Annotated in this window: 9 protein-coding genes; all 9 read left to right on the top strand. The window is 48.4% G+C overall.

The annotated features are described in order from the left end of the window. Positions 1–145: 145 nt before the first annotated feature. Entirely contained in the window at positions 146–745 is a 600-nt protein-coding gene (locus Q4Q52_RS19790) for an aspartyl/asparaginyl beta-hydroxylase domain-containing protein (protein WP_311991432.1), read from the top strand. After that, positions 723–2,762 carry a phytanoyl-CoA dioxygenase family protein gene (locus Q4Q52_RS19785; RefSeq protein ID WP_311991431.1) on the top strand — a complete coding sequence of 680 codons (2,040 nt, stop codon included), beginning with the start codon at positions 723–725 and terminating at the stop codon, positions 2,760–2,762. The genes Q4Q52_RS19790 and Q4Q52_RS19785 overlap by 23 nt, the downstream gene beginning before the upstream one ends. Further along, the gene (locus Q4Q52_RS19780) at positions 2,759–3,883 is read left to right on the top strand and encodes a sulfotransferase family protein (RefSeq protein ID WP_311991430.1); all 1,125 of its coding nucleotides are present in this window, start codon (positions 2,759–2,761) and stop codon (positions 3,881–3,883) included. Before Q4Q52_RS19785 ends, Q4Q52_RS19780 begins: the two co-directional genes overlap by 4 nt. Before the next feature lie 278 nt (positions 3,884–4,161). Further along, positions 4,162–4,653, top strand: a complete 492-nt coding sequence (locus Q4Q52_RS19775) for a GNAT family N-acetyltransferase (RefSeq protein ID WP_159074993.1) — start codon at positions 4,162–4,164, stop codon at positions 4,651–4,653. Between the two features lie 84 nt (positions 4,654–4,737). Further along, positions 4,738–5,259, top strand: coding sequence for a tail fiber protein (locus Q4Q52_RS19770; RefSeq protein ID WP_311991429.1), 522 nt, complete (start codon positions 4,738–4,740; stop codon positions 5,257–5,259). A gap of 12 nt (positions 5,260–5,271) precedes the next feature. After that, a complete protein-coding gene (locus Q4Q52_RS19765) occupies positions 5,272–5,802 on the top strand; it encodes a tail fiber protein (RefSeq protein ID WP_311991428.1) in 531 nt (176 codons plus the stop codon). 11 nt (positions 5,803–5,813) lie between these two features. Then, positions 5,814–6,353, top strand: a complete 540-nt coding sequence (locus Q4Q52_RS19760; RefSeq protein WP_263185007.1) for a phage tail protein — start codon at positions 5,814–5,816, stop codon at positions 6,351–6,353. 72 nt (positions 6,354–6,425) lie between these two features. Further along, positions 6,426–7,271 (top strand): sulfotransferase, encoded by an 846-nt coding sequence (locus Q4Q52_RS19755; RefSeq protein ID WP_311991427.1) that lies wholly within the window; start codon positions 6,426–6,428, stop codon positions 7,269–7,271. A gap of 27 nt (positions 7,272–7,298) precedes the next feature. Continuing rightward, positions 7,299–15,541 (top strand): Ig-like domain-containing protein (locus Q4Q52_RS19750; protein WP_311991426.1); only part of this gene is annotated, 8,243 nt, incomplete at its 3' end.

The raw sequence follows: 15,541 nt of genomic DNA, 5'->3' as shown, positions 1-15,541 counted from the left end.
GGTGAACAACGCCTGCGATTGACATATGAGCAGGATAATTCTCAGTGGTCGCTATGATGATTATTCCCGTAACTTGTATGCTTACATCTTTGTGCTAGTCTTGGATGACTAATTATTTTTTAGTCTGAAAATTAAGCGGTTGGATATGGATATCTGTTCTTTTGCCCTATTAGCTCAAGTTCCAAACTCCCTTAGTTTACAGCAAGAGCTGAATGCTTTGCTGCTGCAAGACTGGCTACCCCACGTAAATCAGCGTGATTATCGTGAAGGGTATCAGGGCGGTTGGGATGTGTTGCCTTTGCGCTGCGCCGCCGAGTATCAAACAGCGCATCCCGTCTTACAAGCCTTCTCAATCTCTACACCCGATCACTGGCAAGATCTGCCTTGTCTCGAATCGAGCCCTGCATTATGCCGTTTTCTGCAATCCCTATGCTGCCCAGTGAAATCCGTGCGCTTGATGCGCTTACATGCGGGGGCTGAAATCAAACCCCATAGAGATCAAGGGCTCTGCCTAGAACAAGGTGAGGCCAGACTGCATTTGCCACTGCAAACGAATGAACAACTCAATTTTTACGTGGACGATAAACGTGTACCTATGCAGGCTGGCGATCTTTGGTATATCAATGCCGACCAAGTCCATTGGGTTGAAAATAAAGGGCAGAATGCGCGGATCAACTTAGTGATTGATTGCGAAGTGAATACTTGGTTAAGGGAGTTAATCAATGCTGCAAAGTTCAGAGCGTGAATTAGAACAGAGTTTGGATGTCGTCGCGTTAACTCAGTTTGCTAACGCGCTATTGCTGTCAACCTCGGCAGGGGAGTCTAAACGGCTAATCGATCCCATATTGGAGCAGTTATGCCAAATAACCGCGGTGGAATTGCACCCCGAGTATTTTTTGGATACTGAGGCGAGTATTACATCTTTTGGTAAAGCTGTGTCGCTCACTACTGCGGCGCAGTGTGCTGAAGATCCTGAGCGGGGGCGAGTGTTTATTCAGGGAATTTATCAGGCCATACAGGATAAGTTGGCGCTAAATCCGCAACGGCCAATACAGATTTTTTATGCGGGTACAGGACCTTTTGCCTGGTTGTTATTATCATTACTGCCGCTGTTTTCTGCCAGTCAGATTCAAGTCACCTTGCTCGACATTCACCCTGCCTCGTTAGATAAAGTCACTAAGCTTATTGAACACTTTGATTTAGCAGATCGTGTGGCAATGTATGTCTGCGCTGATGCCACGCTTTGGCAGCCAAATACAGTCGTAAAGTTTGATGTGATTATTTCCGAAACCATGAAGCATTTGTTGCAACAGGAGCCTCAAGTCCAGATATTCAGCCACTTACAGGCGTATCTTGCGGATGGCGGCGTGCTGATTCCGCAAAACATTGAGTTAGACGCTTGGCTTGAGTGTCGTACTGTGCAGGATTTTGTGGAGACGCATTATTTAGGGCCTTTGTTTGCACTCAACCTGCAAACTGCGCGCTTACTTGCAGATGGAGATCGTAGCTTCTTGGCTGGTACTTTACTGCTCCCCGATTTCAGCCAGAGTGCGGTAACGCTTAAGTTCACGACTTCCATTCAAATCTATGGTCATTCCACGCTGAGCGAAAACCAATCCCAACTCACGTTACCTCGATATCGACGCGAGCATTGGCTTAAGCCTCTTTCAACTCTCAGTTTTCGGTATGAGCAGGGCGCTCATCCCGATTTTGTGTTTGATGTTATAGCGCAAAAACCTGTGCTTGTGTCGAGTGACGATCTGAGCTGCTTAGGCATTTATCATTTGCAGCGGCTTTGGCAAAAGATACAGCTACGCAAACGGGGGGAGTCATTCATTGAACTGGCTAATGAATGGCACTTAGATAAAACCTTGCTGGATCTTTGTGGAATAGGGCTAGAGCCGGGTCTAAGAGCTTTATATCAAAACGATCATCAGTCAGTCTTTATCGCTTACATTCAGCAAATAGCCAAGCTGACAGTCGCGGATATTGCTGTGATTAATCAGCAATTAAGCACTATTTCCCATGGATTAACGCTTTCGCTCACAATGCCAGAAGTCGATGATTTAAATTCAATAGAGGCTGAAGACTCAAATCCGGCTGTAGTACTCAGCGAGTCACAACTCAATTTTTGGCGTAGTGAAGGCTACTTAGTGATCCCGCAAGTACTCACGGCAGAGCAATGCGCCGCAGCTCGAGATTTTATTTGGCAGCAGTTAGGTGCCAATGAACAAGATCCCGCCACTTGGTATCAAGCTCATGAGTTTATGCAGAAAATAATGCTACAACTGTTTCGCCATCCGCAACTGGACGCGAATCGACAAGTCCCCAAAATCCGTCAAGTGTTTGAACAATTATGGCAGCGAACCGATTTAGTCATGACAACCGATAGAGTCAGCTTTAATCCACCTGAAACGCCAACTTGGCGTTTTCCTGGGCCAGATATGCACTGGGATATGCCGCTACAGCTACCCGTTAAGTTTGCGACGCAAGGGTTAATTTATTTAACTGATACGAGTGCCGAGCAAGGTGCATTTTGTTGTGTCCCCGGATTTCATCTCAAGATAGAGGAGTGGCTGCGTAGCCAGAGCAAGTCTGGTATAGAGTTACAGCAACAGGATTGGTCATGCTGGCCAGTTAAACCAATCGCCGCTAATGCAGGTGATTTAATCATTTGGGACCATGCCTTGCCCCATGGCGCAAGCCCGAATCGGGCTAAACTACCGCGTATGGTGCAGTACATAAACATGTATCCCTTATGAATCCAGAACAATGCTATTGGTCGTTAGTCCATAACCCCGCAGCCTTGAGAGAGCTAGGCAAGGCGACGACTATGGTTGGGTTTTGCCAATATTTGCGGCGATTTTGGTGTTTGCCAGATTATGGTGATGAGGCGTTGCTGGCGATTTTGTGGGCAGGGAATCGGCAAACTTTAGCTCCAGATTTTTCCCTTTTATGCCAGTTTTGGGTGCCAGCAGACTATGACCCTAAACGCAGAGTATTAGAGTGGATGTCCGCCGCAGAAAAACCGATTCACCCATTCTACTCGGAGCATATTTCTGCCGTGCGAAGCCAGATGCTGTCCGCCTTGATAAGGCCTAGAACCCCTCTATTACCGCTGCCGGATCTGTCAGGGTTTACGGCGCAAGTGCAGCCAGCAGGTTTTATCTTTCACCTCTCGCGTTGTGGTTCCACACTCGTGTCGCGCAGTTTTGCAGGGTTATCTAAATGCAGGGTGTTATCTGAATCACCTTTGCTGACTCAAGTGCTATTGGACAGGAGCCTATCAGACACTGAAAGGCGTGCGGCTTTAACATTTTGCATTGATACTCAAGGGCAGTTGTTTCATCCTGAACAGCATTTATTGATTAAATGGAATGCGTGGGATTTGCAGTTTTGGCCGTTGATCCTATCACTTTATCCTCAAGTTCCCGTGTTATTGCTACTTAGGGACCCCGTCGAAATCTTAGCCTCACAGCAAAAGTCTGCTGGATATCATATGGTGCGACAACCGTCTCGACCTTTATTCCGTGAATTATCAGTACCAGAGGAGGAGTCGATACTGGAGTATCAATGTAAGGTATTGCGCTTGTTATTGGGGTATGGGTTAGAGATGAGTCAGCGTAGCCAAGTGATGGTCGTGGATTATCAGGAGCTGTTACCCGTGATAGCGAATAAAATCGCAAATTGGTTTTCGTTGGCTCTCTCTAAAGAAGAGTGCAGCCAAGTTGAACAATGTCAGTTAATACATGCTAAAACAGCCACGCAGCCCTTTGTAGCAGATTCACAATCTAAACAAAGTTTTTTTTCGGCTAAGCAAAAAGAACAGATCCACCGTTATTGTAACTGGTCTAATCCTCACCTTTTTGAAACTAAAAGTTAACATGAATCTTGTATTTTTGTGTGATGTGAACTAGCTTTAGCCAACTATCTATATTAAAAAATATCAGCAAGTTAACGTTTTTATTCTAGGGATGGAAAATGCAATCATGTCATTTCAAGCCGTTAGCCGTTTTATTCTGCGAACGCATTCCCCTGAGCCACTCTTTAAACCTGTGTCATTCGATTTGTTGAGTTTTGCCCGTTAATCCCGAGCTGCCACGACGAATTAAAGAACTATAAAGCGCTGTTTAGAGTTACTTATTACAGGGAATGTATTTGATGGTAGAAGACATAGTATTACCTAAAGCCTATTCATTGCGTTATGCGTATAAAAATGACGATGCTTTTGTATTTGCACTATTTTGTTCTGCAAGGACGGAATTGTCTCTATTACCGCTTCCCCCACAGCAACGAGAGCTGTTAGTACAACAACAATACCGCTTACAGCAAGCGAGTTACGCTGCCCAATACCCTCAAGCGGTGACTCTAATCATTGAATATCAATCAATTTCTATTGGCAAAATCATACTTAATCCCTCTGCTAACGGTGTCCATATCGTCGACTTTGTCATCGCACCGCAATTTCGTGACTATGGTTATGGTTCAGTCATTTTGGACTCGGTAAAAGCCTATGCCCAAGCAAAAGAGGCGAGTGTGAGTCTAAGCGTTGATCGACAAAATATGCGTGCGAAACAGTTATATCTTCGCTTGGGTTTCTCACCTTTTGAAATATCACCAACTCAAGAGTGGCTATCGTGGCCATCACCATAGGTAGTGTTGTTTGAGGGAAGAGGAAAGCGTGTGTAATCAAACAGATGATGTATAGATAGGTTTACTTTTATTAAGGAGTCATGGATGTCTGATTTTTTTCTCGGAGAAATTAAGCTTCTCCCATACAACTGGGCACCTAAGTATTGGACTTTGTGTGCAGGGCAATTATTGCCAATCAACACCAACCAAGCGCTTTTTTCACTCTTGGGTACGACCTACGGTGGCGACGGTATCAATACTTTTGCGTTGCCGGATTTACGTGGTCGCGTACCAGTTCACCCTAATGTTAGTGCAGGTTTGCCTCAGGGCAGTAAGGCGGGTGTTGAAAATGTAACCCTAGTACCTAACAACCTGCCAGTACACAATCACCTTGTGATGGCCAGTTCTACTGTCGGCGATACCACGTTGCTTGCAGGCAATAATATTGCCGCCGCCAAAAATGCAGCAGGTGAGGTCAATTTGTATGGGGCCGCTGCAAGTTTACAAGCGTTGGACCCTGCAACGGTATCCAGTACCGGCGGCAATCAAGCCCATGAAAATTGTCAGCCTTCACTGATAATGAATTATTGCATTGCCACTCAAGGCATTTACCCTTCACGTAACTAGAGGATAATCACTATGGATCCTTATATCGGTGATATCCGTCTTTTTGCGGGTAGTTTTGCACCTAGAGGTTGGATGTTGTGCGCTGGTCAGCTATTAAGTATTAGTGAGCAAAGCACTCTTTTCGCAATTATCGGAACCACTTATGGCGGTGATGGGGTAACAACATTTCAATTGCCGGATTTGCGCGGTCGCCTTCCGGTTGGGCAGGGTAATGGCCCAGGTCGGACTCCCCGTGTTATCGGTCAGCAGTTTGGTGTTGAATCCGTTACCTTATTAACGCCGCAAATACCTTCACACAGCCATAGTTTGTCGGCGAGCACAGCAAGTTCCTCCACATCACCCAGCCCTACGGGTAATGTCTTTGCTCATAGTAATACCGATAATATTTATGCTCCTTTGCCATCTAGCGGTGCCGATCTCCAAGTTATGAATGCACTCAGTGTGCAAGCCTCAGGGGGAACACAACCACACAATAACATCATGCCTACTACAGCGATAAATTACATCATATGTATTGAAGGCATTTTCCCATCGCGTAATTAAGGAGCGAAATTATGGATCCATTTATTGGTGAAATCCGTTTGTTGCCATTCAGCTTCGCTCCCCACAATTGGGCGCTGTGTAATGGCCAAACATTGTCAATCGCAAGTAATACCGCGTTGTTTTCAATTATCGGAATTACTTATGGTGGTAATGGTACAACCACGTTCCAATTGCCTAATTTGCAGGGGCAGGTCGTTGCGGGCGTAGGTCAGGGGCCCGGGCTGAGAACCTGGGATTGGGGCGAACAGTTTGGCGAAAATGGGGTGACGCTGCTTGCCACTGAAATGCCAGCGCACAACCACACGCTGACCGGTTTGAATAATCAGGGGACTTTGCCTTCTCCGGCAGCGAATACCTATCTGGCCAAGGATATTCGTGGTGGCAGTGGTATCGTCAACTATATGCAGACCGCGCCGGGTACATTAAATACCGCTATGGCAACACAGACTTTAGGTATAAGTGGTGGTGGTCTACCCCATGAAAACCGTCAGCCATTTCTGGCATTGAATTATTGCATTGCCCTTTATGGTGTATTTCCGGCACGCAATTAATTGATGAATGATTCCCGGCATGTTTGTCGGGAAGTTTTTTTAATAAATATTTTTAATTAGTAAGTCACATTGATGCCAAACAAATTACATTTTATTTCAGGTTTACCGCGTGCAGGCTCGACGCTGCTCGCAGGTATACTTCGGCAAAATCCACGCTTTCATGCGGCTATGAGTAGCCCTGTGGCAGGGCTTGTGAATGGCGCCCTCGAACAAATGGGGGCGGGTAGTGAGTCCTATTCATTTTTCGATGAACATAAACGTAAGGTCATTTGTCGGGCATTAATTGATGCTTATTACCAAGATAAAAGCCATCCGGTGATTTTCGACACCAACCGTCACTGGACTGCCCGTTTGCACCAATTGGTAGAGCTGGTTGATGATTTTAAAGTGATTTGTTGTGTGCGCAATCCGGCTTGGATTATGGATAGTTTTGAAGTGATTTACCGTAAAAACCCATTTGACTATAGTCGCATGTTTAACGCGGCCTCGCGTCAGACTGTGTATAGCCGCTGTGAGTCATTAATCAACGCTGGTGGTTCGGTAGGGAGTGCATGGACGGCACTCAAGGAAGCCTATTACGGCGAGTTTTCTGATCGCTTGCTATTAGTGGATTACGACCTGCTTACTCAGCATCCGGCACGCACGCTGGAATTAATCTATCGTTTTATTGGCGAACCGCAATTTGAGCACGATTTTAATCATGTCGACTATGCTGAAAATGAGTTTGACCACAATCTCGGGGTCAAAGGTTTGCACAGCGTTAAACAGAAAGTGGAATACAAAAGTCGGCGCAGTATTTTACCGCCTGACTTATTTATGAAATATCAAGAGATGGACTTCTGGCTGGATAGTACTGGCACTGCAGCCAATATTATTGCAAGTAAAAATCTGGCAAGTAAGAAAACCTGTAGCACCTAATGCAAAAAATGAAGGGAATCACTTATCATGAGACACGCACTGCTTAGTGGGCTTTCCTCGCTGTTATTACCATTCGGACTCTATGGTGCTGGTGCTATTGCAGCGCCGAGTTATCAGCGATCCTATTTGAATGCATCGATAAGTGCATCGACCGATCTATCATTGCGTTCAGACACCTCTCTACCACAGGATCTAATTGATTTATCTGGCGATCAACTGGATATCCAGAGTGCACATCCGGTGCGTGAGCTGGTGATTGTTGATGGCGCAGTGACTGAGGCTGATAAATTGGTATTGCGTCGCGCCCTTAAACCGGGCATGCAATTGGTGGAGTTAGATTCTTCTATCGCTGGATTACCGCAATTCATTAATGCCCTTGAAGGTCACAAAAATCTCGCCGCTATTCATGTGGTCTCCCACGCACAAGCGGGTGCTATTTTGCTCGGTAATTCACGTATTACCCCGGAGACAATCCAGCATGAAGTGCACGCATTTGCCGCGCTAAAAGGCGCGGTGCGTGAAGGTGGCGATTTATTATTTTACGGTTGCGATCTGGCCGCGAATGAAGCCGGTGAAGCGCTGTTGGATATCATCAGCAATAACACCGGTTTGGATGTTGCCGCCTCCAATAATTTAACCGGTAATGCCGAATTACAGGGCGACTGGGATTTAGAAGTTACAAGCGGAAATGTTGAATCTACGTTGGCGTTTTCTGAGAAGGCGTTAAGGGATTTTTCGGGTGTATTAGCGGCTTCGAATGGTACAAAAACATTTTCTGGTTGGTCAGGAAATCTCACTACAGAACTTAGTACTACCGATTTCAGATTAACGGCAACGGATGGAAATGATAGTGTACGGAATGTTGGAATTTATGGAGACATTGCTTATATCTTGACCGGTGCTCCCAATATTAATAGTAATCACTATTTCTATTTAAAGGCAGACGGAACCAATACTACTGCGTTTGAGCTCACAGGCTTAAGTAGTGGAGAGTATACCCATAACTTCACCAATGTGCGGATTGTGGGTATGGTTCGGGGGGGGGGCACGGTCAACTCTTCTACAATAAATGGCACTAGTACTTTCGGTGAATCCTTTACTTTCGAATCGGGGCAACTAACCGCATTTTCCGGGGTTAAGCTGACAGGTTTTAAGCTCTATTTTGATTGCAGTACAAACTGTACCCAAGCGGCTGACGTCGCCAAGTTTGAGTTCAGAAGTTTTACCATCCAAGGCGCTGTTAATACACCGCCTGCTGTTACCCCAACACTCAGCAGCGTTAACTTATCGGATTCAGCACTGAGAGCAGGCGAAACCTCCACAGTCACTTTTACATTTTCAACGGCGGTTACCGGTTTTACCAATGCTGATATCACTATTCCAAATGGTTCACTGAGCGCTGTAAGCTCTGGTGATGGTGGCACTACCTGGACGGCAACTTTCACACCAACAGCTAGTATTACCGATGCAACAAACGTATTTACGGTTAACATGACTGGCGTCAGCAGCGTTGCTACATCAACACCAGGAAGCGGCACCACCAATTCCGGTAATTTCACTATTGATACATCGCGACCAACAGCAACAATTGTAGTTGCCGATAACGCCTTGATGGTTGGGGAAACCTCGCTGGTTACCATCACTTTCAGTGAAGCGGTGACGGGATTTGCCAATGCGGATTTAACGATTGCGAATGGTACTTTGAGTGCAGTGAGTTCTGGTGATGGAGGCATTACCTGGACGGCTACATTGACTCCCACAGCCAGTACTACTGATGCCAGTAACCTGATCACACTGGACAACACTGGCATGACCGATGCGGCAGGCAATGCTGGAACGGGTACAACAGACTCCAACAATTACGCCGTAGATACCGCCCGCCCCACAGCATCAATTGTTGTGGCTGATACAGCGCTGTCGATTGGTGAAACCCCGCTGGTCACCATTACGTTCAGTGAAGCGGTGACAGGATTTACTAACGCAGATTTAACCATCGCCAACGGCACACTCAGTACGGTGAGTTCCGGTGATGGTGGTGTCACCTGGACAGCCACCTTTACACCTACGGTCAGTACTACTGATGCCACCAATGTCATCACGCTTGCTAACACGGGTGTAAGCGATGCATCAGGCAATACAGGAACAGGTACTACTAATTCCAACAATTATGCAATCGATACGGTTCGTCCCATTGCTTCAATAGTGGTTGCTGATACCGCACTGGCTGTAGATGAAACTTCATTGGTCACCGTCACATTCAGTGAAGCGGTGACTGGTTTTACCAACGCCGACTTAACCATTGCCAATGGTACTTTGAGTGCGCTGAGCTCTGGTGATGGCGGCATTACCTGGACGGCAACATTGACTCCTACCGCCAGTATTACCGATGCCACCAACCTGATCACTTTGGATAATACCGGTGTAACAGATGCAGCAGGTAACGCAGGAAGCGGAACTACTGATTCCAATAATTATGCAATTGACAGCCTGCGTCCAACGGCTTCGCTGGTTGTGGCGGATACAAGTTTGTTAGCCGGTGAAACCTCTCTGGTGACAATCACCTTCAGTGAAGCGGTGACAGGTTTTACTAACGCCGATTTAACGATTGCGAATGGTACTTTGAGTGCGGTGAGTTCTGGCGATGGAGGCATCACTTGGACGGCGACATTGACGCCGACAGCCAGTATTGCGGATGCCACTAACCTGGTCACACTTGATAACACTGGTGTGACCGATACTGCAGGCAACGCAGGAACGGGTACTACTGATTCCAACAATTACGCCATATCCACTGTGCGCCCTACGGCATCAATTGTCGTTGCTGATACAGCTCTTGCAGCAGGTGAAACTTCGTTAGTCACAATCACCTTCAGCGAAGCGGTGACTGGATTTAGCAATGCTGATTTAACCATTGCTAATGGAAGCTTAAGTACGGTGAGTTCTGGTGATGGCGGCATTACTTGGACGGCCACCTTCACACCCACAGCCAGTATTACGGATACCAGCAATGTCATCACTCTAGCTAATACCGGTGTACAAAACGCTGCTGGTAATACAGGAAGCGGAACGACTGATTCCAATAACTATGCAATTGATACTGCTCGCCCCACAGCCTCAATAGTGGTTGCCGGTACTGCACTGGCGATTGGTGAAACCTCGTTGGTCACTATTACTTTCAGTGAAGCGGTGACAGGATTTACTAACGCAGATTTAACGATTGCCAATGGAACACTGAGCGCGGTGAGTTCTGGTGATGGTGGTATTACTTGGACTGCAACTTTAACACCGACGGCCAGTATTACCGATGCTACTAATGTCATCACATTGGATAATACTGGCATCACAGATGCAGCAGGTAACGCGGGAACAGGCACAACTGATTCCAACAATTATGCAATTGACAGTACAAGGCCAACCGCGTCACTGGTTGTTGCTGATACAGCTTTGGGTGCTGGTGAAACGTCATTGGTCACCATTACTTTCAGTGAGGCAGTGACTGGCTTTACCAATGCGGACCTTACCATCGCGAATGGAACATTAAGTGCGGTGAGTTCATCGGATGGTGGCATTACCTGGACGGCGACTTTGACGCCAACCGCCAGTGTGACGGATGCAACCAACATCATTACATTGGATAACACTGGAGTGGCCGATGCGGTTGGTAATGCGGGCACAGGCACAACGGATTCCAACAACTATGCCATAGATACAACACGCCCAACGGCCACAATAGTCGTCGCGGACACTGCATTAGCGGTTGGTGAAACGTCCCTGGTGACCTTCACTTTTAGTGAAGCTGTGACTGGTTTTACCAATGCGGATCTGACTATTGCCAACGGCACTTTAACTGCGGTCAGCAGCGGTGACGGTGGCATTACCTGGACGGCGACTTTGACGCCAACCGCCAGTGTGACGGATGCAACCAACATCATTACATTGGATAACACTGGGGTGGCCGATGCGGCTGGTAATGCAGGCACAGGCACAGCGGATTCCAACAACTATGCCATAGATACAACACGCCCAACGGCCACAATAGTCGTCGCGGACACTGCATTAGCGGTTGGTGAAACGTCCCTGGTGACCTTCACTTTTAATGAGGCAGTGACTGGTTTTACCAATGCGGATCTGACTATTGCCAACGGCACTTTAACTGTGGTCAGCAGCGGTGACGGGGGCATTACCTGGACGGCGACTTTGACGCCAACCGCCAGTGTGACGGATGCAACCAACATCATTACATTGGATAACACTGGGGTGGCCGATGCGGCTGGTAATGCAGGCACAGGCACAACGGATTCCAATAACTATGCGATAGATACAGCCACGCCAACAGTACAGAGTGTTAACCCACTAGATGGCGATATTGGGGTGGCAGTTAGTGCCAATTTTGTGCTGACTATGAATGAAGATATTCAACTCGGTACCGGCAATATAGTGATCTACGACGCCGATGATCTGGCCGTAGCGACCATTGATGTGACTGCACATGCGGGACAGTTAAGTACAGCTGGTGGCATGTTGACTATTAACCCAACCGCGAATCTAGTTGAAAACACCAGTTATTACATTCAAATCGCTAATGGGGCTATTACCGACTTGGTGGGTAACCTTTACGCTGGGATTAGCAATAAAACCGATTGGAACTTTACCGTTGCCGATGTTACACCACCGGTGGTGACTGGGATTGTCGTGACGGGATCGCCCGCAGCGAATGCGGCTAGTCTAGTGTTCACTGTGAGTTTTGATGAGATAGCGAGCAATCTATCTACCGATGATTTTGTGCTCACGGCAACAGGCTCGGCCAGTGGCAGTATTGCCAGCGTTTCTGCGGCATCTGGAAACAGTGTTGATGTGACTGTGAATACTGTGAGCGGCACGGGTAGCCTGAGACTCGATGTCAAGGCGAATTCCAATATCCAAGATGCTTCCGGTAACGGTAATGGAACCAACGGCTATACCGCCGCTTATACCGGTGGTGCAAGTCATACTGTCGATCGCGATGCGCCTTTAGCACCTTCGGGGCTGGATCTTGCCACGGCTTCCGATTCCGGGATCATCAGTACAGATAATTTAACCAGCGATACCACCCCGACAGTCACAGGCAGCGCCGAGGCGAATAGTACTGTGACGCTCACGAGCAGCATCGATGGTGTATTGGGTACAACAACGGCAGATGGTTCTGGAAATTGGTCGTTTACCACGCCGCTATTAACCAGTAATTCAGCGCATAATATTACGGCCACTGCGACCGATGTTGCGGGCAATACTGGCGCGGTGTCGACGGCACTTGCGCTTACGCTCGATACACAAATTCCCTCGATAACCAGCTCGGCCCCTGCAGGAGGTGCCGCGGCGGATGCCAGTGTGATATTCAACCTCGCCTTTAGCGAATCGGTGAATAGCCTGACGACGGATGATTTTGCCCTGGTGAGCACAGGCACCGTATCTGGTACTATTTCGAGCGTTTCCGCTAGCTCTGGAACCGGTATTGCCGTCACTGTTAATGGCATATCGGGTACGGGTAGTCTGAAGGTCGGCCACACTGCGAGTGATATTGTCGATGATGCGGGTAATGCACTCGGTGCCTATAGTGCCGGCACCGCACACTCGGTCGATACGGATGCACCAACTATTTCGAGCGTCAGTTTTGACCAGACGTCGGTGACTCAGGCAAATCAAAATGCGATTAGCCTGACCTTAGCGAGTGCGGAGGTGGGAACCAGCGCAAATTACACTATTACCGGCAGTTCAGGCACGCCTGTCACTGGCACTATTGCCGTCGTGAGTGCGTCACAACAGCCCATCAATATAGATGTGAGTGGCTTAGGGGATGGTACTTTGACAGTGAGCCTGACCCTGACAGATGCGGCGGGTAATGTTTCTAGCCCCGCCGTGACCGATACCATATCGAAAGATGCCACAGTGCCTACAGTGGATGTCGTCGCCGTTAGCGATGGGCATTATGGTGTCGGCAGCACTATCGATATCACTGTCACCTTGACCGAGGATGTGACTGTTTCTGGCACACTCTCTACACTGTCGCTCGATATCGATGGTGTGGCTCGTCAAGCGGTATTCGTGTCTGCTACCGGCGGTGTGCTGACCTATAGATATACAGTCCAAGCGGGTGATAACACGGGGGCGAGTGGTTTAATTGTCGATACCAATGGCATAGCACTTAATGGCGACACTATGCGGGATGCGGGTAGCAATGATGCCGACTTAAGCTACAGCCAGTGGAGCAGTGTCGATGTGATTGTCGATACGACGGCTCCCGTCGATCCTATTGTTACTGCGCCTGCTGGCACTATAAGTACCAATCTGGCAACGACATTGATCAGCGGAACGCACCCTGACGATGGGGTGACAATCAGCCTCTATGCCGATGTGGATAATGACGGTGTTGCCGATAACGCGACCGTGCTGGATGACACTATAGTGGTCGCGGGCACTTGGACTCTGAGTGCCTCATTATCGACGGACAGCGACAATAATTTCGTTGTGATTGCCAGCGATGCAGCGAGCAATGTTTCCGCACCCCAGAATGTCCCTACTATTACTCAAGACTCAACGGCGCCAGCTGCTCCATCTACGCCAGATCTGGATGCAGCAAGCGATTCGGGGACGAGTTTCGCGGATAATATCACCAAGAATACAACACTCGTGTTGACGGGGACCGCAGAGGCTGGTGCCAGTGTCGTCCTTAGCAGCCAACTTGATGGTGAGCTTGGCACTGTCAATGCGGATGGCAGTGGTGATTGGAGCGTTAGTGCGACCAACGTGAGTGCGGGCACCCATAGCATCACAGCGGTTGCTACTGATATCGCAGGAAATAGCAGTGTCGCATCGAGCGCTCTATCTGTGACTATTGATACGAGTGCGCCCACTTCCTCAGTAATTGATAATCAAAACATTCAACCTGGCGAGAGTTCATCTACGCTCGCGTTTACTATTGCCGATGATGTAACCGCTGTGACGGATATTCTTGTGACGCCAGCGAGTTCAGATACCACAGTGGTCCCACTGGCGGATGTTGTATTAGCAGGAAGCAATGCCGATAGAAGTGTGACTGTGACTGCGCTTGGCTCGGGTACCAGTACCATCACCCTTACGCTCGAAGATGGTGCGGGTAATACTAGTACTCAAACCTTCGAGGTTGTGGTGAATAGTGCTCCGACTATTTTGGGAATACCCGCGACGAATGTGGCTCAAGGTGCACCTTATAGCTTTGTGCCAACAGGTGCAGATGCGGATGGTAATAGCCTGCTCTTTGACATTACGAATCGACCTGCATGGGCGAGCTTTAATACGGCAACAGGGGAATTAAGCGGTACGCCAACGAATGCGGATGTCGGTGTGACGACGGCAATAGTGATCAGTGTGAGTGATGGAGTGCTCAGTGCGAGCCTGCCAGCTTTCAATCTCACGGTGACCAACGTCAACGATGCGCCGACGATTAGTTCAACAGCTATCACTGCTGCCACTCAAGATGCGGCGTACAGCTACACCTTTGCGGCGAGTGATACCGATGTGGGCGATGTACTGACGTTGAGCGCGGTGACTAAACCCAGTTGGTTGAGCTTCAATGCGGCCACTGGATTGTTAAGTGGCACGCCAAGTAATGCCGATGTGGGCAGCCATGCGGTGACACTGAAAGTCACCGACACGGACGGCTTAACGGCAGAGCAAAGCTTCAGTATTACCGTGACCAACGTCAACGATGCGCCGACGATTAGTTCAACGGCCATCACTACTGCCACTCAAGATGCGGCGTACAGCTATAGCTTTGCGGCGAGTGATACCGATGTGGGCGATGTACTGACATTGAGCGCGGTGACTAAACCAAGCTGGTTGAGCTTCAATGCGGCCACTGGATTGTTAAGTGGCACGCCAAGTAATGCCGATGTGGGCAGCCATGCGGTGACACTGAAAGTCACCGACACGGACGGCTTAACGGCAGAGCAAAGCTTCAGCATTCAAGTGACCAACGTCAACGATGCGCCGACGATTAGTTCAACAGCTATCACTGCTGCCACTCAAGATGCGGCGTACAGCTACACCTTTGCGGCGAGTGATACCGATGTGGGCGATGTACTGACATTGAGCGCGGTGACTAAACCAAGCTGGTTGAGCTTCAATGTTGCCACTGGATTGTTAAGCGGCACGCCCAGCAATGCCGATGTGGGCAGCCATGCGGTGACACTGAAAGTCACCGACACGGACGGTTTAACGGCAGAGCAAAGCTTCAGCATTCAAGTGACTAACGT

It is taken from the genome of Shewanella sp. SP1S2-4 (genome assembly GCF_031932075.1).
In the GTDB taxonomy this organism is placed as follows: domain Bacteria; phylum Pseudomonadota; class Gammaproteobacteria; order Enterobacterales; family Shewanellaceae; genus Shewanella; species Shewanella baltica.
Note: the sequence above shows the minus strand (reverse complement) of the source record. Positions and strands in the feature narration are given on the sequence as shown.